The organism is Streptomyces polyasparticus, assembly GCF_014493765.1.
Lineage (GTDB): Bacteria > Actinomycetota > Actinomycetes > Streptomycetales > Streptomycetaceae > Streptomyces > Streptomyces polyasparticus.
The window spans coordinates 234,991-254,795 of record NZ_JACTVJ010000018.1; the positions used below are offsets into that span (position 1 = coordinate 234,991).

General features: G+C 70.8%; 20 protein-coding genes. 8 read left to right on the forward strand and 12 right to left on the reverse strand.

Going from position 1 to position 19,805, the window contains the following annotated elements; genetic code table 11:
- Window positions 1–41: 41 nt before the first annotated feature.
- The 4 genes from alr to H9Y04_RS32810 all read right to left on the reverse strand — a co-directional run bounded on the left by alr (window position 42) and on the right by H9Y04_RS32810 (window position 4,251).
- A complete protein-coding gene (gene alr / locus H9Y04_RS32795; protein WP_187817737.1) occupies window positions 42–1,187 on the reverse strand; it encodes an alanine racemase in 1,146 nt (381 codons plus the stop codon).
- Window positions 1,188–1,283: 96 nt separating this feature from the next.
- Window positions 1,284–2,180 (reverse strand): L,D-transpeptidase family protein, encoded by an 897-nt coding sequence (locus H9Y04_RS32800; RefSeq protein WP_187817738.1) that lies wholly within the window; start codon window positions 2,178–2,180, stop codon window positions 1,284–1,286.
- Window positions 2,181–2,444: 264 nt separating this feature from the next.
- Window positions 2,445–3,875 carry an NAD(P)H-hydrate dehydratase gene (locus tag H9Y04_RS32805; protein ID WP_187817739.1) on the reverse strand — a complete coding sequence of 477 codons (1,431 nt, stop codon included), beginning with the start codon at window positions 3,873–3,875 and terminating at the stop codon, window positions 2,445–2,447.
- Window positions 3,876–3,882: 7 nt separating this feature from the next.
- The gene (locus tag H9Y04_RS32810) at window positions 3,883–4,251 is read right to left on the reverse strand and encodes a holo-ACP synthase (RefSeq protein ID WP_187817740.1); all 369 of its coding nucleotides are present in this window, start codon (window positions 4,249–4,251) and stop codon (window positions 3,883–3,885) included.
- Between the two features lie 182 nt (window positions 4,252–4,433).
- Here H9Y04_RS32810 and H9Y04_RS32815 point away from each other — a divergent pair, with 182 nt between their 5' ends.
- Both H9Y04_RS32815 and coaA read left to right on the forward strand, forming a co-directional pair.
- Complete coding sequence (locus H9Y04_RS32815; protein WP_187817789.1) at window positions 4,434–4,673, forward strand: hypothetical protein; 240 nt, start codon at window positions 4,434–4,436, stop codon at window positions 4,671–4,673.
- Window positions 4,674–4,784: 111 nt separating this feature from the next.
- Complete coding sequence (gene coaA / locus H9Y04_RS32820) at window positions 4,785–5,771, forward strand: type I pantothenate kinase (RefSeq protein ID WP_187817741.1); 987 nt, start codon at window positions 4,785–4,787, stop codon at window positions 5,769–5,771.
- Window positions 5,772–5,777: 6 nt separating this feature from the next.
- On the opposite strand, the gene H9Y04_RS32825 is transcribed toward coaA, so the two are convergent.
- Window positions 5,778–6,149, reverse strand: a complete 372-nt coding sequence (locus tag H9Y04_RS32825) for a cupin domain-containing protein (RefSeq protein WP_187817742.1) — start codon at window positions 6,147–6,149, stop codon at window positions 5,778–5,780.
- A 95-nt stretch (window positions 6,150–6,244) separates the two neighbouring features.
- On the opposite strand from H9Y04_RS32825, the gene H9Y04_RS32830 reads away from it, so the two are divergent.
- Together H9Y04_RS32830 and H9Y04_RS32835 are read left to right on the forward strand one after the other, a co-directional pair.
- Window positions 6,245–6,712, forward strand: coding sequence for a MarR family winged helix-turn-helix transcriptional regulator (locus H9Y04_RS32830; protein ID WP_187817743.1), 468 nt, complete (start codon window positions 6,245–6,247; stop codon window positions 6,710–6,712).
- A 70-nt stretch (window positions 6,713–6,782) separates the two neighbouring features.
- Window positions 6,783–7,733, forward strand: a complete 951-nt coding sequence (locus H9Y04_RS32835) for a DUF389 domain-containing protein (protein WP_187817744.1) — start codon at window positions 6,783–6,785, stop codon at window positions 7,731–7,733.
- Window positions 7,734–7,805: 72 nt separating this feature from the next.
- Here the strand turns inward: H9Y04_RS32835 and glmM are convergent, their stop codons facing one another.
- From glmM to H9Y04_RS32855, 4 genes are all read right to left on the reverse strand, one after another.
- Window positions 7,806–9,164 carry a phosphoglucosamine mutase gene (glmM, locus tag H9Y04_RS32840; protein WP_187817745.1) on the reverse strand — a complete coding sequence of 453 codons (1,359 nt, stop codon included), beginning with the start codon at window positions 9,162–9,164 and terminating at the stop codon, window positions 7,806–7,808.
- Window positions 9,165–9,368: 204 nt separating this feature from the next.
- Window positions 9,369–9,890 carry a 30S ribosomal protein S9 gene (gene rpsI, locus H9Y04_RS32845; RefSeq protein WP_165332377.1) on the reverse strand — a complete coding sequence of 174 codons (522 nt, stop codon included), beginning with the start codon at window positions 9,888–9,890 and terminating at the stop codon, window positions 9,369–9,371.
- Window positions 9,891–9,932: 42 nt separating this feature from the next.
- Window positions 9,933–10,376 carry a 50S ribosomal protein L13 gene (rplM, locus tag H9Y04_RS32850; protein WP_165332376.1) on the reverse strand — a complete coding sequence of 148 codons (444 nt, stop codon included), beginning with the start codon at window positions 10,374–10,376 and terminating at the stop codon, window positions 9,933–9,935.
- 211 nt (window positions 10,377–10,587) lie between these two features.
- Complete coding sequence (locus H9Y04_RS32855) at window positions 10,588–11,760, reverse strand: glycosyltransferase 87 family protein (protein WP_236071762.1); 1,173 nt, start codon at window positions 11,758–11,760, stop codon at window positions 10,588–10,590.
- 173 nt (window positions 11,761–11,933) lie between these two features.
- On the opposite strand from H9Y04_RS32855, the gene H9Y04_RS32860 reads away from it, so the two are divergent.
- The 3 genes from H9Y04_RS32860 (at window position 11,934) to H9Y04_RS32870 (ending at window position 17,107) form a co-directional block, all read left to right on the forward strand.
- Window positions 11,934–12,839, forward strand: coding sequence for a hypothetical protein (locus H9Y04_RS32860; RefSeq protein ID WP_187817747.1), 906 nt, complete (start codon window positions 11,934–11,936; stop codon window positions 12,837–12,839).
- A gap of 238 nt (window positions 12,840–13,077) precedes the next feature.
- Entirely contained in the window at window positions 13,078–14,919 is a 1,842-nt protein-coding gene (locus tag H9Y04_RS32865) for a glycine-rich protein (protein ID WP_308801369.1), read from the forward strand.
- 337 nt (window positions 14,920–15,256) lie between these two features.
- Window positions 15,257–17,107 carry an Ig-like domain-containing protein gene (locus H9Y04_RS32870; protein WP_187817749.1) on the forward strand — a complete coding sequence of 617 codons (1,851 nt, stop codon included), beginning with the start codon at window positions 15,257–15,259 and terminating at the stop codon, window positions 17,105–17,107.
- Window positions 17,108–17,190: 83 nt separating this feature from the next.
- On the opposite strand, the gene truA is transcribed toward H9Y04_RS32870, so the two are convergent.
- Entirely contained in the window at window positions 17,191–18,048 is an 858-nt protein-coding gene (truA, locus tag H9Y04_RS32875; protein ID WP_187817750.1) for a tRNA pseudouridine(38-40) synthase TruA, read from the reverse strand.
- Window positions 18,049–18,160: 112 nt separating this feature from the next.
- Between truA and H9Y04_RS32880 the strand changes: the two genes are divergently transcribed.
- The gene (locus H9Y04_RS32880) at window positions 18,161–18,643 is read left to right on the forward strand and encodes a peptidoglycan-binding domain-containing protein (RefSeq protein ID WP_187817751.1); all 483 of its coding nucleotides are present in this window, start codon (window positions 18,161–18,163) and stop codon (window positions 18,641–18,643) included.
- Between the two features lie 114 nt (window positions 18,644–18,757).
- On the opposite strand, the gene rplQ is transcribed toward H9Y04_RS32880, so the two are convergent.
- Together rplQ and H9Y04_RS32890 are read right to left on the reverse strand one after the other, a co-directional pair.
- Entirely contained in the window at window positions 18,758–19,249 is a 492-nt protein-coding gene (gene rplQ, locus H9Y04_RS32885) for a 50S ribosomal protein L17 (RefSeq protein WP_187817752.1), read from the reverse strand.
- 163 nt (window positions 19,250–19,412) lie between these two features.
- The coding region (locus tag H9Y04_RS32890) for a DNA-directed RNA polymerase subunit alpha C-terminal domain-containing protein (RefSeq protein ID WP_030045290.1) at window positions 19,413–19,805 on the reverse strand (393 nt) is incomplete at its 5' end.

Below are 19,805 nucleotides of genomic sequence, written 5' to 3' on the forward strand. Positions count from 1 at the left end.
CTGCCTCCTGCGTTACGAGCCCTGCGAGTACACCGGACCGGTCACTCGTTCACATAGACGCGGGGTACGCGTGTTCCGATGCGAGTGACGATCTCGTATCCGATGGTGCCCGCCGCCAGCGCCCAGTCCTCGGCGGTCGGCTCGCCCCGGTCGCCCGGGCCGAAGAGGACCGCCTCGTCGCCCACCGCGGGCTCGTCTCCGTGCAGATCGACCACGAACTGGTCCATGGCGATCCGCCCGGCGGCCGTCCGCTGCTTGCCGGCGACCAGGACGGGACCGGTCCCGGAGGCGTGCCGGGGCAGTCCGTCGCCGTAGCCGACGGGGACGAGACCGAGCGTGGTGGGCTCGGGTGTGACGTAGTGATGCCCGTAACTGACGCCGAGACCCTCCGGTACGTGCTTCACCAGGGCGAGCTGCGAGCGGAGCGTCATCACGGGGCGCAGCCCGAACTCCTCGGACGTGCCGACCTCGGGGCTCGGCGAGAGCCCGTACATCGCGATGCCCGGACGTACGAGGTCGTAGTGGGACTCGGGCAGCGTGAGCGTGCCCGGGGAGTTGGCGATGTGGCGGACCTCGGGCCTGAGGCCGGCGCCCTCGGCGTGCCGCACCGCGTCCGCGAACTCGGCGGACTGCAGGGCGATCGAGGGGTGTCCGGGCTCGTCGGCGCACGCGTAGTGCGACCAGATGCCGGTCACCTTGACCGTGCCCTCGGCCTCGGCCTTCAGGCAGGCCTCGACCAGCTCGGGCCAGTCGGCGGGCATACAGCCACTGCGGCCGAGCCCGGTGTCGATCTTCAGCTGTACGCGTGCCGTGCGTCCGGCCGCACGCGCCGCCGCGGTCAGCTCGCGCAGCGCCCACATGCCGCTCACGCCGAGGTCGATGTCCGCCTCGATGGCCTCGCGCCAGGGGTCTCCGGGCGTCCACAGCCAGCACATGACGCGGGCGTCGTCACTGCCGATCCCGGCCGCGCGCAGGGCGAGCGCCTCCTGCGGGGTCGCGGTCCCGATCCAGGTCGCACCGGCCTGCACCGCGGCCTTGGCGCACGGCACCATCCCGTGCCCGTACGCGTCCGCCTTCACCACGGCCATGAACGCGGCGCGGGGCGCGCGGGCACGCAGAACCCGCACGTTGGCCCGCAGAGCGGCCAGATCGATCTCGGCGCGGACGCGCACAGGTGTCTCAGTCATCGCGCCCCAGTGTCTCAGAACCGGTACCGCGCCTTCCCGCGCGCCGTCCGGGCCTCAGGGCTTGCGACCCGGACCTCATGGCCTGCGGCCCGGACCTCACGGCCTGCGGCCCCACACGTACACGCGGTCCCCCTTGTAGAGCTTGTTCCACAGCCGCTTGGCGTCGCGGTAGCTCAGGTTCACGCAGCCCGGGGAGCCGGACGTGAGGTAGACGCTGCTGTACACGGCGTGGAAGGCCTGCCCGCCGCTGAAGAACTGGCTGTACGGCATGGGGGTGCGGAACAGCGTCGAGTAGTGGTTCTTGTGCTTCCAGAAGACCTTGTGCCAGCCGGTCCTGGTCGGCGTCGACTTCTTGCCGCTCCGTACGGCCACGGGTCCGAAGGTCACCTTCCCGCCCTTCTGCACCCACATCAGCTGCCGCGCGAGGTCCACACACGCGATGCGGTACGCGCGGGCCGGGCACTTCTTGAGCGCCTGCGGATCCCGTACGGCGGACAGCCAGCGCATCCGCGCCCAGGTCACCGGCCCGGCGAACCCGATGTCGGGCCTGATCCCCTGCGCCCGCTGGAACTTGCGGATGGCGACACAGTCCTTGGCCGACTGCCGCCCGTCGACACGCAGCTTCAGCCACTGCTCGACCTTCCGCTGATGCGGCCCGGTTCGCTTACTGCAGAAGGCCGCCGCGGCCCCGCGCACGACCTCGCTCGGTGGTACGTACTCGATCAGCGCGTCGAGCTCGACCGGCGGCTCCATCGGCTCGACGGCGTCCTCGTCGGCACTGGGTTCGTAGACGAGCGGCGCCATGCCCTGATCAGGGGTGTCCAGCTGCCACAGGTGATACGGCGTGAGCGGCACACCGGGCACCAGCTCCTGCTGCGGTGCGGGAACGGGCGGGGGTCCGGGGTCCGCGACGGCGGGGGTGGCAAGGGCCGCGAGGACGAGCGCTGCGGCGAGGGTGAGGCGTGTACGGCGGGGTGTGGTGCGGTGACTCATCCCACCAGGAAACGGTCACATCGGGATGAACTCCCGTAGGCGCGCGGTATATCCAGCGCGTGCGGCAATCCAGCCCCTGCGGCGTTTGAGCAGATCCGCACGAAGTGCGGATGCGGGGATGCAGGGGGCGAAGCCCCCGCGGCCCCACCCACCCTGGGGACTCCGTCAACGGGGGCCCGGGGCGCAGCCCCGGTTTCGGGAAGGGGCGGGGCGGGGAGAAAAGCCCGCCGCAGGCGCAACCGACCCGCACCCGGCAACGACGCCTCAGCCCCGCACATCCCGCCAAACAGCAGGCAGCGCACCCGCAACATCCGAAGCCGACGCGGGCGCACCCGAAGCCGCCCGCCGCCCCGCAAGCCCATGCAGATACGCCCCCACGGACGCCGCGTCCACCCCACCGAGCCCCGCCGACAGCAACGCCCCGCACAGCCCCGACAGCACATCCCCGCTCCCGGCCGTGGCCAGCCACGCCGACCCCGTCGGATTGACCCGCACGGGCCCACCGCCCGCCGGCGCGACCAGCGTGGTCGACCCCTTGAGCAGCACCGTGGCGGAGAACTCCGCGGCAAGGCGCCGTACGGCGGAAAGCCGGCCGGACTCCACCGACTCCCGCGACACCCCGAGCAGCGCCGCCGCCTCCCCCGCATGCGGAGTCAGCACGGTCGGCGCCGTACGCCCCCGCAGCACCGAGGGATCCGCGAGCCGCAGCCCGTCCGCGTCGACGAGCACCGGCACGTCCTGGGCCAGGACATCGGCCACGCGCGCCGCGTCGTCCCCGATCCCGGGCCCCACGACCCACGCCTGCACCCGCCCCGCCGCGGACGGCGGCCCGGCGTGCACCAGCACCTCGGGGAAGCGCGCGAGCACCTCGTCGGCGGCGGGACCGACATAGCGCACGGCCCCCGCGCCGCCCCGCAACGCCCCGGCGACGGCCAGCACCGCCGCCCCCGGATACGTGGCGGATCCCGCCGCGATCCCGACGACACCCCGCCGGTACTTGTCGCTCGACGCCCCCGGCTCCGGCAGCAGCGCCGCCACATCCGCGTACTGCAGCGCCTCCAGGTCGGGCGCGGGCGGCAGCGACAGCCCGATGTCCACGAGCCGCACCGCGCCCGCGTACGTAAGCGCCGGGTCGATCAGGAGCCCCGGCTTGTACGTACCGAAGGTCACGGTCGCGTCGGCCCGCACCGCGTCCCCGAGCACTTCGCCGGTGTCGGCCTCGACGCCGCTCGGCAGGTCGACGGCGACGACGAGGGCGCCTGATTCCCGTACGAGAGAGACGAGTCGAGCCGCGTCCGGACGCAGGCCGCCCTTGCCGCCGATGCCCACGATGCCGTCCATGACGAGATCCGCCCGGGCGACGACCGGCGCCGCCCCGTCCACCGGGACGGCTTGCGCCCCCGCCGACCGCAGCGCCCGGAGCCCGCCCTCGTGCGTACGCTCCGGCGCCAGCAGCACCGCCGTCACCCCGGCACCGCGCCGGGCCAGCCGCGCCCCGGCGTACAGCGCGTCGCCCCCGTTGTCGCCGCTGCCGACGAGCAGCACGACCCGCGCGCCGTACACGCGCGGGAGCAGATCGGCGCAGGCGGCCGCGAGCCCCGCGGCGGCCCGTTGCATCAGGGCGCCCTCGGGCAGTTCGGCCATCAGCGCGCGTTCGGCGGCGCGCACGGTCTCGACGCTGTGGGCAGTACGCACGGGAAGATCACCCCTCCGCGATCACCACGGCGGACGCGATGCCCGCGTCGTGGCTCAACGACACATGCCAGCCGCGCACCCCGAGCTCGGCCGCCCGCCGCTCCACCGTGCCGGTCACACGGAGCCGCGGCTGCCCGCTGTCCTCCACGTACACCTCGGCGTCGGTCCAGTGCAGTCCCGCCGGCGCCCCGAGCGCCTTGGCGAGCGCCTCCTTGGCCGCGAAACGGGCGGCGAGCGAGGCGGGGCCGCGCCGTTCGCCGCTCGGCAGGTACAACTCGCTGTCGAGGAACAGCCGTTGTGCGAGCGACGGCGTGCGTTCCAGGGAGGCCCGGAAGCGGTCGACCTCGGCCACATCGATCCCGACCCCGATGATCATCCGGCCCTGCCCGGCTGTGGTGCGCGCATGGCGGCAGCCTACGGGGCGGACCGGCGGCGCACAGGTGGAGGGCGCACGCGGGCACAGGCGACGGGCGCGCAGGTATGGACCGGCGCTCCCCCAGGGGTTACGTTCGCCGAACCGGGGCCACGACCGCGGCGCCGGGTTCTGTGCTGGGGGGCATGGTGCCGATACGCCGACGGATATTCGCCCGCAAGAAGACCGCAAGGGCCGGAGCCCGAGCCGACTTCTCCGGAGACATCCACCACAAGCTCGGCCTCGACCTGCCCGAGGACGATCTGGGCGAGGACCTGGAGGACGCCCTCGACCTGTACGAGATGGGCAGCAAGCCCCGCTGCGAGGAGGCCGAGTACCTGCACCTGCTGCAGGAGGCACGGGACCGGATCGCCGCCGGGGAGTGAGGTCCGCGGGCAGGCGGGGGTTCCGCGCGGGGACGGAAGCGAGGCCCGCGGGGGCACCCGCGTGACGCACCCCACGCCACACCCTGTTCATGGAGCCGCAACAATGACTCTGTGATCACCTCGCCGCTGCCGGGCACCCCTCGCCGCACGGAGCCCACCCCGTATGTGGACCTGACCAGGTCGGAGTGGAGCGCGCTGCGCGACAAGACACCGCTGCCGCTGACCGCGGCGGAGGTGGAGAAGCTGCGCGGTCTCGGGGACGTGATCGACCTCGACGAGGTGCGCGACGTCTATCTGCCGCTGTCCCGGCTGCTCAATCTGTACGTGGGCGCCACCGACACCCTGCGCGGCGCGCTGAACACCTTCCTGGACACGGGCGACGGGCACGGCACCCAGAACGGCACGCCCTTCGTCATAGGAGTCGCGGGCTCCGTCGCCGTCGGCAAGTCCACGGTGGCCCGTCTGCTCCAGGCCCTGCTCGCGCGCTGGCCCGAGCACCCTCGGGTCGAACTGGTCACCACCGACGGTTTCCTGTGGCCCATGAAGGAGATGGAGGCCCGCGGCCTGATGTCGCGGAAGGGCTTCCCCGAGTCGTACGACCGCAGGGCGCTCACCCGCTTCGTCGCGGACATCAAGGCCGGCAAGGACGAGGTGACCGCCCCGGTCTACTCGCACCTCAAGTACGACATCGTGCCGGGCGAGCGCCTCACCGTGCGCCGCCCCGACATCCTGATCGTCGAGGGCCTCAACGTCCTGCAGCCCGCGCTGCCCGGCAAGGACGGCCGGACCCGGGTCGGCCTCGCGGACTACTTCGACTTCAGCGTGTACGTGGACGCCAAGCCCGAGGACATCGAGAGCTGGTACCTCAGCCGCTTCCGCAAGCTGCGCGAGACGGCCTTCCAGAACCCGGACTCGTACTTCCACCGCCACACGCTGGTGCCGGAGGACGAGGCGATGGCCTACGCCCGCCGCATGTGGCAGACCATCAACCTCCCCAACCTGACCCAGAACGTGGCCCCCACCCGGGCGCGCGCCACCCTGGTCCTCCGCAAGGGCCCGGACCACAAGGTCCAACGCCTGCGCCTGCGCAAGCTCTGACACCTCCTACTTGGCGGGCGGCGGGACCAGGGACTGGCCGTTCATGAAGGCCATCGCGCCGACCGGCAGCGCGACCACGGCCTCGAACGGTTCGTCGTGCGGATTGCCCAGACCGAACTCCGTACCGGCGGGCACGATGATCGCGTCGCCCGCGGTCACCTGGTGCTCCACTCCGTCGAGTACGGCGACGGCCGCACCCGAGACGGCCACCAGGACCTCTTCGTGGTCGAAGGAGTGCAGGGCCGGCTGGGCGCCCGGGTGCACGCGGGTCTTCCAGACGCAGGTCTCCTTGGCTCCCCGGCTGGGGGCGGCGAGACCGGTGAAGGTGGCGTTGGGCATGTCGAACGTCGGGGCTTCGGATGCGTGGATAATCGGCAAGGCAATTTCCTCTCCAGAAGTTGTACAACTGAAGTTGCACAACATAAGTTGTACAACCATGGTTGAGTATCGTCAACCCCTGGAATGAAAGAAGCATGGAACGCGACGACGCCCCCTTCGGTCTCCTCCTCGGCCTCGCCTACCAGCAGGTGGTCACCGAACTCCACGAGCACCTGGCAGCCGAGGGCCACACCGGCCTGCGCCCGGCCTTCGGCTACGCCTTCAAGCTGATCGCCAAGGAGCCCCTGACCATCAAGGAGCTGGCCACCCGCCTGGAGATCACCCACCAGGGCGCGGCCAAGCTCGTCGACGAGATGGTCGCGGCCGGTTACGTGGACCGCGTGCCCGATCCCGCCGACGGCAGGGTCAAGCGGCTGGTCCGCACCGAGCGCTGCATCGCCCTCATGGAGAGCGGCCATCGCTTCCAGGAGGCGTACGAGAAGCAGCTCACCGACGAGCTCGGCGAGGAGACCACCGCGGCCGTCCGCCTCGCCCTGTCCCGGATCATCGACCGCAGCGACAAGCCCGACGGACTCGCGCGGTCGCTGCGGTCCATGCCCTGACCGCCGGGTCGCCGCGCTCCGTCCCGACCGCCCGGTGCGCCGGTGTCCGGCCCGGCGCTATGGTGCCGACATGCTGCACCTTCGCCTGATCACACCGTCCGACCGTACGGACGAAGTGGTACAGCTGATCGAGAAGACCGTGGGCACCACGCACCTCGCGGTGCTCGCCGGTGCGGCCCGCAACCCGCAGGGCGATGTCGTGCTCTGCGACGTGGCGCGCGAGGCGGGCGACGAACTGCTCGGCGGGCTGCGGGAGCTGGGCATCGACGAGTGCGGTTCGATCGCCGTCGAGAACATCGACCTGTCGCTCTCCAAGCGCGCCGACCAGGCCGAGGACGCGGCGCCCGGCGAGGGTTCGGACGCGGTCCTGTGGGAGCAGCTGTCCGAGGCGACCCACGAGGAGTCGACGCTCTCGGTCACCTACCTCGCCTTCATCACGCTGGCCACGATGATCGCGGCCTGCGGTGTGGTGCTCGACAACGCGATCCTGATCGTGGGAGCGATGGCGGTGGGTCCGGAGTTCGGACCGCTCGCAGGGTTCTGCACGGCGCTGGTGCAGAGGGCGCCGAGGCTCGCGGCCCGTTCCCTGATCGCGCTGCTCGCCGGCTTCGCCTTCGCCATGGTGGTGACGTTCGGCTTCAGCCTGTTCATGGGATGGGTCGACCTCTTCAGCGAGGCGAGCCTCCAAAAGGACAGGCCCAACACCGCGTTCATCTACGCGCCCGACTGGTTCTCGTTCATCGTCGCCGTCCTGGCCGGCATGGCCGGCACGCTCTCGCTGACCTCGGCGAAGTCCGGCGCCCTGGTGGGCGTGGCGATCTCGGTGACCACGGTGCCCGCCGCGGCCAACGCGGCGGTCGCCTTCAGCTTCGGCCTGTACAGGCAAGCGTGGGGCTCCACCGAGCAGTTGCTGCTCAATCTGCTCGGCATCATCGTGGCCGGCACGCTCACGCTCCTGGCCCAGAAGTACTTCTGGTCCCGGCACCGGACCCGTACGCCGATAAAGGACTCCGCTGCCTAGTCCCGCATACGCCCGCGGGCCGGCCGCCCCGAAGGACGACCGGCCCGCAGCCGTACGTATGACCCGGTCCGTCTAGCCGAGCGCGGACTTCACCACGTCGGCGAGGCGCCCGGCCACCGACCGCGCCTGGTCGATGTCGGCGGCCTCGACCATCACGCGCACCAGCGGCTCGGTGCCCGACGAGCGCAGCAACACCCGGCCGGTGGAGCCCAGTTCACGCTCGGCGTCCGTCACCGCGGCGGCCAGCTCGGCCGAGGTGGCGACGCGGGACTTGTCGACGTCCGGCACATTGATCAGGATCTGCGGCAGCCGCTCCATGACGCCCGCGAGCTCCTTGAGCGAACGGCCCGTCTGGGCCACCCGCGCGGCGAGCAGCAGTCCGGTCAGCGTGCCGTCGCCGGTCGTCGCGTGGTCGAGGGCGATGACATGGCCGGACTGCTCGCCGCCGAGCGCGTATCCGTGCTCCTTCATCGACTCCAGTACGTAGCGGTCGCCGACCGCGGTCTGCACGAACCCGACGCCTTCGCGCTCCATCGCCAGCTTGAAGCCGAGGTTGGACATCACGGTCGCGACCACGGTGTTCTCGCGCAGCTGCCCGCGCTCGCGCATCGCGAGCGCGAGGACGGCGAGGATCTGGTCGCCGTCGATCTCGTTGCCCTCGTGGTCCACCGCGAGGCAGCGGTCGGCGTCGCCGTCGTGGGCGATGCCCAGGTCGGCGCCGTGCTCCACGACCGCGGCCTTGAGCAGGCCGAGGTGGGTCGAGCCGCAGCCGTCGTTGATGTTGAGCCCGTCCGGCTCGGCACCGATCGTGACGATCTCGGCGCCGGCCCGCGCGAACGCCTCGGGCGAGACCCGGGCGGCGGCGCCGTGCGCCTCGTCGAGGACGATCTTCAGGCCGTCGAGCCGGTTCGGCAGCACCCCGATGAGGTGGGCGACGTACTGGTCGAAGCCTTCGTCGTACGACTTGACGCGGCCCACGCCGGCCCCGGTCGGCCGGTCCCAGGGAGCGCCGGTGCGGTGCTCCTCGTAGACGGACTCGATCCGGTCCTCGAGCTCGTCGGCGAGCTTGTGGCCGCCGCGCGCGAAGAACTTGATGCCGTTGTCCGGCATGGCGTTGTGGCTGGCGGAGAGCATCACGCCGAGGTCGGCACCCAGCGCACCGGTGAGATACGCGACCGCGGGGGTCGGCAGCACACCGACGCGCAGGACGTCCACGCCCGCGCTCGCCAGACCTGCGACGACGGCCGCCTCGAGGAACTCGCCGGAAGCGCGCGGATCACGTCCGACGACCGCCACGGCGCGATGCCCCTCGAACGAGCCCGCCTCCCCCAGGACATGGGCCGCAGCGACGGAGAGCCCGAGCGCGAGCTCGGCCGTCAGATCCGCGTTGGCCTCACCGCGCACGCCATCGGTGCCGAAGAGTCGTCCCACTGGTTGTCCTCCGAACTACCTGAACTTCCCGTGTGCCCGGTTCTGCTCTGTAGAGCACCGGGCATGCAAGCCAATGAATACAGCTGAGCGCTTTATGTCGTTATACGCCCAAGGCCGTTGATAAAACGAACGCCCCGGCAGCACTCAGCGTGCCGCCGGGGCGAACGTGTGGCAGAAGCAACTGCCAAGCAGTGCAGCCAGCGATTAACGCTTGCTGTACTGCGGAGCCTTACGGGCCTTCTTGAGACCGGCCTTCTTGCGCTCGACCGCACGGTCGTCGCGACGGAGGTAACCGGCCTTCTTCAGCGCGCCGCGGTTGTTGTCCACGTCGGCCTCGTTCAGGGCGCGGGCCACACCGAGGCGCAGGGCGCCGGCCTGACCCGACACGCCGCCACCCGAGATACGGGCGATGACGTCGTAACGGCCTTCCAGCTCGAGCACCTTGAAGGGCTCGTTGACTTCCTGCTGGTGGACCTTGTTCGGGAAGTAGTCCTCGAGCGTACGCCCGTTGACCTTCCACTTGCCGGTGCCCGGAACGATCCGGACGCGGGCGATGGCGTTCTTGCGACGACCCAGGCCGGCGGCCGGCTGCGGGTCGCCGAAGCGCGCGGCGTTCGACTCCGAGGTGTACTCGCCCTCGACGGGGGCCTCGGACTCGGTCGTGTACTGCTCGGGCGCCTCAGCCTCGATGTCTTCGATCGGCTGCTCTGCGGTGGTCTCGGCCACGATGCTCCTCAGATTTCTTTACGTCTTAGGGGGTGGCCGGAACTACTGCGCGACCTGGGTGATCTCGAACGGCACCGGCTGCTGGGCAGCGTGCGGGTGCTGGTCGCCCGAGTAGACCTTCAGCTTCGAGAGCATCTGACGACCCAGGGTGTTCTTGGGGAGCATGCCCTTGACGGCCTTCTCGATGGCCTTCTCGGGGTTCTTGTCCAGAAGCTCGTCGTAGCGGACGGAGCGCAGACCGCCCGGGTAGCCGGAGTGGCGGTACGCCATCTTCTGGGTCTTCTTGTTGCCGGAGAGGTGCACCTTGTCGGCGTTGATGATGATGACGAAGTCACCGGTGTCGACGTGGGGCGCGTAGATCGGCTTGTGCTTGCCGCGCAGGATGCTGGCGGCGGTGCTGGCGAGACGGCCGAGGACGATGTCCTGGGCGTCGATCACGTGCCACTGGCGCGTGATATCGCCGGGCTTAGGGCTGTACGTACGCACTTCGTAGCCTTCGCTTCTTCAGTGGATGGATTCCAGACATACGGATCCGCTGAAGCGATCATGCAGCTGGGGCTCACAAAGGCCGGGACGATGCCCGTATGCGAGCCACTGGTAACTGCTCCAGGGAACTTGCGCAGAGGCTCATCGCTTGGAAGCGACCATGCCGATACGCATAACGAACTGGCAGAATACCCGCGCTTACCCGTTCGGGTCAAAACGCGCGCTCGCCCTGAGGCTCTGCCACCTCCAGGGTACGGGCCCGCGGCAGCGGCACACGGTCCCGCCGGACACAGCGCATCCCCACGGTCACCGCAAGCACACACAGCGTGAACGCGTCCTTGAACGCCCGCCTCGTGCCGTACGGCGTCTCCAGGAACGGCCAGCCGAAGCCCGGCACCTGCGGCACCATCGCCACCCAGAACCCGGCCATCCGCGCCGGCGCCCCCTCCTGGCCCGCGCCCGCGAGCAGCAGCGGTACGACGACGAGCAGGTAGTGGTCGTACGAGGGGCGCGAGACGAGGAACGCGGCGAGCATCACCATCACGGCGCTCTCCCCCAGCCGCGCCGGACTCGCCTTCCCCCACCCGCCATTCCCTGCGTCCCCGCGCCCCCAGCGCCGCCACGCACACCACACCCCGGCCGCCGCACAGGCCAGTGCGAGGAGCGAGGCCGCGCCCTGCGGCACCCCGAGCCTGGGCAGCACGGCCGCGGGAGATGCCTCGTAGAGCCGTACGAAGTTGTCGTCCCCCTTGAAGAGGAAGGGGAGCGTGCGCGTGAAGAACCCGGCGGGGTCGGGCATCGCGAGCGCCGCGAGCCCCGAGGCGGCGGCCGGGACCAGGACGCCCGCCGCGAGCGCGCGCCACCGCCGGGCGAAGAGGAAGAGGAGCAGCACCGGCACGAGGAGCGGCTTGACCGCGATCGCCGCGCCGATCACGGCCCCGGCCGCCGTCCAGCGCCCCCGGTGCGCGAGCAGCAGCGCGGCAGGCAGGGCGGCGGCCGCCACGACCGTCCAGTTGGCGAGCACGATCAGGTGCCCGAACGGCGCGAACCCGAGGGCCAGGGCGAGCAGACCGAGCGCCGCGTACCGGCTGCGCAGACCCAGCCCGTACAGCCGCAGCGCGCAGACCCAGCCGGCGACCAGCGCACCGGTGACGAGCGCGGGCGCGGCATAGCGCAGCAGCCAGGACGGCAGGAGCACCTCGGGCACGGCCGCGAGGACCGCGCTCGGCAGATAGAGGAAGTGCGGGTCGTCGTACGGGGATCCGCCCTCCAGCCAGGTCCGCGCGGCCTTGATGACGATCGCGTTGTCCATCCCGCCGTCCGGTGCCTGCAGCCCGGTCCGCACGACACCGGCCCCGAGCACCGCGGCCAGCGCCCACCACATGGCGCGGGAGGCGGGCCGACTGAGCCAGCGAAGAACATCAAATCGCCCTGAATCTACGCAATCCATGGCAATCAACCTAGGCCGGAGGCCGTGCATCACCCGTGCATAACGCGCTGACCACCGCCGTACAACGCCCGCACCCGGCGTCACCGATACGGCCTAAGATGCGCCCCATGAGCTTTGGGCAGGGGGGACCCCAGTGGGGTTCCAGTGGTCAGCAGCCGCAGCAGCCGCAGTCGCACTGGGCGCCGCAGCCGGGCATGCCGCCCATGGGCGCGCCCGGCACGCAGACGCCCGACTGGGCCGCGCTCGCCGAGGCCTCGGAGTCGCGCGCGAAGCGCCGCAGGCTCCTGATGGTGGGCGGCGGCGCACTCGCCACCGTGGCCGTGGCGGCCGTCGTCGCGGTCGCCGTGGTCTCCGCCAACGACAGCGGCGACGGGAAGTCCGCGGGTGAGCTCCCGCCCTCCGGCTCGGCCCCCGGCTCCACGGCCTCGCAGCAGCCGACCTTCGCCGAGACCAAGCCGCCCCCGCCGCCGGACCCGAAGGACTACATCTCCAGCGCGGACAAGGACAAGGCGCCGCTCAGCGCGGCCGGCCTGTTCCCGGGCAAGGACTTCACCAAGGGCGGCGCGGTCTACAAGAAGGGCGCGACCGCGGAGACCAAGGACTGCGGCGCGGTCACCAACGGCCCGCTCGGCGCACTCCTCGAGGGCAACGACTGCACCCGGGTGCTGCGTGCCACGTACGAGAAGGACGGCGTCGCGATCACGGTCGGCGTCGCCGTCTTCGACACGGAGAAGCAGGCCTCGAAGGTCAAGGACGCCTACAAGAAGGGCACGATCAAGTCCCTCTCGGGCAAGGGCGTCGCGGCCTTCTGCAACACCACGATCTGCCGCTCGACCGCCAACTCGTACGGCCGCTACGCCTACTTCACGGTCGCAGGCTTCACCAGCGGCAAGGACGTCACGACCAAGGACAAGAAGGTCTTCACCGCCGGCGACGACATCGCGGGCCTGGCCTTCCAGCAGATCCACCGCAGGGGCGAGGCACAGGCGTCGGCGGCTGTGCAGAATCCGTAACCGCCCCCGGAAGTCCCTGACTGCCGCAGCCCGCCCTCGACTTCCTGTTCGACCCGAGAGGTCCATGTGACGGCTGCGTCGGTAGTCTCCTCCCGATACGGCCGCAGTCATGCCGTGCGTTCCGTTCCTCAAGGGCGCGCAGAACGCCGCAGGGATCGGGGGATCCCGCTTCGCGTGACGCTCGACGGCCGTGCCGAGCAAGCCCTGGGGGGATTCCAGGGGCATGGGAGGGGCTTTTGTGAGCAGAGGTAATTCCGTGCTGCGCAGAGGCGCCGGTGGCGTCGGCGCGGCAGCACTGGTCTTGGCGGGTCTGACCGCCGGCGGGGCATCCCCCGCGAGCGCGGCCGACGAGCCCGAGTGCACGCCGCGTCCGACCTACACGCACTGCAAGGTCTTCGACTTCTCGGGCACCACCGAGAAGTTCACGGTTCCGGCCGGAATGAAGAAGCTGCGTGTCACCGCCTGGGGCGAAGGAGGCAGCGGCAGCGCCCAGGCGAACGGCGGAGCCGGCGCCTATGTACAGGCCACGGTGTTCGCGAAGCCCGGCGAGCAACTGACCGTCAACGTCGGCGGTTACGAGGCGGGCAAGGCCTTCGGCGACGCGCTCGGCGGCAGCGGTGCGAACGCCTCGGAGAACCGTGGCGGATCCAGCTCCGCGGTCCGCGGTGGGGACGGCAAGCCGCTGCTGATCGCCGCGGGCGGCGGTGGCGGCAGCAGCTCGGGGCTCGCCGGCAAGGGCCAAGGCGGCCCGGGTGGTTACACGGGCAAGCCGGGCTCCGAGGGCGAGCTCGCCGGCAAGGGCGGCCAGCGCGAGTCGGGCGGCGCGGGCGCCGGTGACGGGGCCTCGGGTGCCGACGTCGCGGGCGGCGGCGCGGGCGGCGACGGCGGCAAGAACGGCGGTGGCGGCGGCGGTGGCGGTTACACCGGCGGCGGTGGCGGCGCCGGCAAGAACGCCGCGGGCGACAGCGGAAGTGGTGGCGGCGGCTCGACCTATCTCGACGAGTCCCGAATTCTGGACGATCTTCAGGTGATGGGCGTCGGCCACCAGGCACCAAAGAAGGACGACCCGTTCTGGGACACCGCCCCGGACGGCAGCCCGATCGACTCCGACATCGCCGAGGGTGGTGTCAACGGTCCGGGTGGTGACGGGCGTGTGGTCTTCCAGTGGGTCGACGAAACCGAGTCGAGCGTCGCGGAGATGTACGAGGAAGAGGGAGGCGCGACGCGAAGGCTCGGCGAGCCCCTCCCGCCGGTACAGGTCATCGCCTACACCGTCGACGCCCATGCCGCGGTGGACCAGGACGTGACCTTCGCGATCGTGGATCCCCAGAACATCGGCGCCCACTTCGAGGGCGAGCACCCCAAGTCGGTGACGGTCAAGACCGACCGCAGCGGACAGGCGGAGACGCCGGTCATGCGCACCGACCGCGTAGGTGAATTCAAGGTCGTCGCCTCGGAACCGAACGGCCACACCGTGACCTTCACCGTGCGCGTCGTGGAGAACAACTACCGGCTCGAGAGGATCGGCGGCGACAACCAGCAGGCCGACCCCGGCAAGCCCTTCGCGAAGCGTCTGCACGTACGGCTCACGCAACACGACGCCGAAGGCGTCTACCATCCGGCCAACAACTTCGAGACGGAATTCCGCGTTGAGAGCGACTCGGAGGATGCTCCGGTCTTCGACACCGGACTGCGCACGGCTCGGGTGAAGACCGACGGCGAGGGCTATGCGATCGCCCCGGAGCTGCGGGCCGGCAAGGGCACTGGAAAGTACACCGTCATCGCCGAGGTCAAGACCGAAAAGGTGTCGGTCGACTTCAGCGTTCAGGTCGGCGAGGACAGCACCTCCCCGACCCCGTCCCCCGGCCCCTCCCAGGGGTCGGGCGGATCAGATGGTGAGGCCGGCGGTGCCGACGGCTCCGGCGGTTCGGGCGGCTCGGGTTCGGACGACGACGGCGGCCTCGCCCTCACCGGCGCGACCGGCATCGGCCTGATCGCCGGCATCGGCCTCCTGCTCGCCGCCGCCGGCTTCGCGGCCGTACGCCTGGCACCCCGCCTGCGCACACGCCTGCGCGGCTGACACACCGGCAACACAACACCGCGCCCCGGCCGAGAGACAACCTCCGGCCGGGGCGCGGTCTTTCCCGTACGGGCCGGACCGGCGCGGCATGCGACAGCCCGCCGGCATCCGTGAACTCGCCCGCACCGCACTCGACTTCACGTTCGGTTTCCGTCTTCCCTGTGACGAATGTGGCGGTAGTCTCCTCTTGTTACGGCCATGCTCATGCCGGACGTTCCGCACAGCAGGAGCACCGCGGACACCACCGGGATCGGGGGATCCCGCACCGCATGGCGATCGACGGCCGTCGTCTTGCAGACAGGCCCTGGGGGGTTCCAGGGGCAGTGGAGGGGATTTTGTGAGCAGAGGTAATTCCGTGCTGCGCAGGGGCGCCAGTGGCGTGGCCGTCGCGGCGATCGTCCTGGCGGGAGTCGGACTGAGCGGCGCCGGTCCGGCTGTCGCGCTTCCGGCCCCGGAGTGCATGCCCACGGCCGGCTTCAACGAGTGCCGGATCTTCGAATCGACCGGCGCCAAAGAGGACTTCGTGGTCCCCACCGGGGTCACCAAGGTCGAAGTACGCGCCTGGGGGCAGGGCGGCGGCGGCACTTCCATGACCAGCGGCGGCAGCGGTGCCTTCGTCTCCGGCAAGGTGCGGGTCACCCCGGGCGAGAAACTGGACGTACGGGTCGCGGGCTCGAAGGACGGCCTCATCGGCTTCGGTGATGCGCTCGGCGGCAAGGGCAACGGGGGCGGCTACAACGGCGGCGCCAGCTCCTCGCTCCGCACGGCGGACGGCGATCCATTGGTGATCGCGGCCGGCGGCGGCGGTGGCAGCGACCAGGGCGTCGGCTACAAGGGCGGCGACGCAGGCGACGGCGGGGCCGAGAACGGCAAGGACGCCGACGAGGGCGAGCTCGGCGGCAAGGGCGCCAAGGGCGACAAGGGCGGCGCCGGAGGAACCGGCGACGGCGGAAACGGCAGCGCGGGCGCCGACGCCAAGGACGGGGGCGCGGGCGGCGACGCCGCTCCGAACTCCGGTGGCGGTGGCGGTGGCGCCGGCTGGGCCGGCGGAGGTGGCGGTGGCGGCAAGGACCGCTTCAACCAGGGCAGCGGCGGAGGCGGTTCGAGCTACGCCGACGTGACCAGGATCTCCGATGTGGAGATGGTGGAGGGTACCGTCTACGGGCCGCCGCGCAAGGACGACCCGTTCTGGGCACCGGCCCCGTACAACTCCCCCGTGGAGTCCGGCGTCGCCGCCGGCGCCGGCGGCAACTCCCCCGGCGGCCGCGGCCGAGTGGTCCTGCAGTGGCACGACCCGAGCAAGCCGGTCGTCGGCACCCTCACCAAGGAGTCCGGCGACAACCAGACCGTGGGCATCTACGACCGCGGCGAGCCGCTGGTCGTCGCCGCCCGCACCAAGGACGGCCGCCCGGTGCCGGGCGAGAGCGTGACGTTCAGCATCGTGAACCACCCCAGCCCCGGCTGGTTCGAGGACCACTCGGACAAAGACCAGATCGTGAAGACGGATGCACAGGGCCTCGCCAAGGTCGAGGACCTGACGGGCAACCGCGAGGGCACCATGACGGTCCGCGCCGAGACCAACAACGGCATGTCCGTCGAGTTCGTCCGCTACGTCAAGAAGGATCCGACCGACGGCGTCAAGGTCGAGGCCGTCTCGGGCGACGGCCAGAAGGCCGAGGCCGGCAAGGAGTTCGCCGAACCGTTCGTCGCCATGGTGACGCAGCACGGCGGCAAGGTGAACCAGGACAAGGTCGAGTTCCGCGTCGAGAGCCAGGACGAGGACGCACCCGCCTTCGAGGACGGCAAGCGCATCGTCGAGGTGACCTCCGACATGGGCGCCGCCACCTCACCGAAGCTGATCGCCGGCAAGGGCACGGGCGAGTACACCGTCGTGGCGCACTACAAGAACGTGACGGCGACGTTCAAGGTCGAGGTCACCGACCGCAAGGACGGGAAGCCGACGCCCTCGCCCAGCCCGTCCGACGGCGCCGGTCCTGGCGGCGAGGACGGCGACTCCGGTTCGGGCGACTCCGGTTCGGGCGGCTCGGGTTCGGACGACGACGGCGGCCTCGCCCTCACCGGCGCGACCGGCATCGGCCTGATCGCCGGCATCGGCCTCCTGCTCGCCGCCGCCGGCTTCGCGGCCGTACGCCTGGCACCCCGCCTGCGCACACGCCTGCGCGGCTGACACACCGCCACACAACACCGCGCCCCGGCCGAGAGACAACCTCCGGCCGGGGCGCGGTCTTTCCGCATACGACGCCGAGGCGCTCAGCAGCACCCCGCCCCCGGCAACGTCCTCTTGTTCCGCGCCTCGATGTTCCGCGCCGCAAGCAACTCATCGGCGGGATAGCCGACTTCCTCCAGGGTGAGTCCGTGCGGCCGCACCACGTGCACCGCCGAGTCCCGCACCCCCGCCGCAAGCACCTTGCCCGGCCAGTCCGCCCCGCGGTGCCCGTCCCCCACGAACAGCAGCGCGCCGATCAGCGAGCGGACCATGTTGTGGCAGAAGGCATCGGCCCGCACGGTCGCCGTGATGATCCCGTCGGCGCCCCTCTCCAGCCGGAGCTCCTGAAGCGTACGGATGGTCGTGGCGCCTTCCCGCTTCTTGCAGTACGCGGCGAAGTCGTGCTCCCCGAGCAGCTGTGCGGCCGCCTCGTTCATCGCCGCCACGTCCAACGGCCAGTCGTGCCACAGCACATGGCCGCGAAGCAGCGGATCGACACCGCCCGGGTTGTCCGTCACGCGATACGCGTAGCGCCGCCAGATCGCCGAGAAGCGCGCATTGAACCCGCTGGGCGCCTCGGCCACCTTCCACACCCGCACGTCATGCGGCAGCCGCCCGGCGAGCCGCCGCAGCAGCTTCTCCTCGTGCTCGGCCCACAGCTCCTGCGGCAGATCCACATGCGCCACCTGGCCGCGCGCGTGCACCCCGGCGTCCGTCCGCCCGGCGACCGTCAGCTGGTACGTCTCGGCCGAGCGCGTCACCGTACGCAGCGCGTCCTCGATCTCGCCCTGCACGGTCCGGGTTCCCTGCCGCGGCTGCTTCGCCCAGCCCGAGAACTCCTTGCCGTCGTACGAAAGGTCAAGACGCACCCGTACGAAACCGGGCTCCACCTCGTCGGCCACCGAACCTGCCTCCTGTCGAACTCCTGTGACATGCATCACGAAACTCCCGCACCCCGAACCGGCGTCTCCCGTCCCGTACGTCCGCACTGGGAACGCAAACATCGGGGGAACGATGACCAAGTGGACCACGCCTGCCGCCGCCCTGCTCACCACCGGCATTCTCGCCCTGGGCCTCACCGCCTGCGGCGGCGATGACAAGGGTGCGGACAAGGCCGCCGACAAGGCCGCCGCCGAGAGCCTCGATCCCGTGCCGGCCCCGGACCCCGAAGAGATCGTCAGCAAGGCGGCGCCCAAGAGCCTCTCGAAGGGCGCGACGGGCTACGCGGTCAAGTGCGTGCAGTGGGGCCTGAACTCGGTCCAGGATCCGAATCTCACCGTCGACGGCGACTTCGGCAACAAGACCGTCGCAGCCGTCAGGCAGTTCCAGAGGAACAACAACCTGTCCGCCGACGCCATCGTGGGCCGGCAGACCGGTGCGAGGCTGGTGAGGAACGTCGAGGACCGCCACAAGCGCGCCCTGCAGCTCAAGGACACGAAGCGCGCCCAGGTCTACAAGGACTGGCTGTCGAAGTGCCGCGACCAGATCCCCCGCTGACCCTCCCGCGCGTCAGGTGACCCTCCCGCACTTCGGGCGACCCTCCCCACGACACGGAACGGGCCCGTATCCCTCGCAGGGATACGGGCCCGTCCGCAAGCAGTGTCAGAACGCTCAGGCGTCCTTCGACTCCTCAGCAGCCTCAACCGGCTTCGCGTCCTCGACGGCCGCGTCCTTCTTGAGGGCGTCTTCCTTGACCGCACGCTTGGTGGCGGCCTCGGCCTCGTCGACGGTCGCCTTCTTGGCGATCTCGCCCTCGACCAGCTCGATCACGGCCATGGGAGCGTTGTCACCACGACGGTTGCCGATCTTGGTGATACGGGTGTAGCCACCCGGACGCTCGGAGTAGCGCGGAGCGATCTCGGTGAAGAGGGTGTGGACGATGCCCTTGTCGGTGATCGTCTGCAGCACCTGGCGACGGTTGTGGATGTCGCCCTTCTTCGCCTTGGTGATCAGGCGCTCGGCGACCGGACGCAGGCGGCGGGCCTTGGCCTCGGTCGTCGTGATGCGGCCGTGCTCGAACAGCGACTTGGCGAGGTTCGCCAGCATGTGCCGCTCGTGCGCAGCGCTGCCGCCCAGACGGGCACCCTTGGCGGGCTTCGGCATGATGTTTCTCCTTGTGTGCTGCCCCGGCCGTATCAGGTACCGAGGTCAGTATCCGAGCGGACGGATGTCCGTCGGAGACCCCGCGCCCCGTTAAGGGGCGCGGGGAACTGCGCGCCCAGCCGAAGCCGGACCACAGCAGAATCAGACCGTCAGGCCCGAGCGATCAGTACTGCTCGGTCTCGACGAAACCCGCGTCCGCGTCGTCGTCGGCGCCGAAGGCGTCGGCAGCGGCGGTCGGGTCGAACCCGGGGGGCGAGTCCTTGAGCGCAAGACCCATGCCCGCAAGCTTGGCCTTGACCTCGTCGATGGACTTCGCACCGAAGTTACGGATGTCCAGAAGGTCCGCCTCGGAGCGCGCCACGAGCTCACCCACGGAGTGGATGCCCTCACGCTTGAGGCAGTTGTACGAACGAACGGTGAGCTCGAGCTCCTCGATCGGCAGCGCCAGGTCGGCGGCAAGGGCGGCGTCCGTCGGGGACGGGCCCATGTCGATGCCCTCGGCGTCGATGTTGAGCTCGCGCGCCAGACCGAACAGCTCGACCAGGGTCTTGCCGGC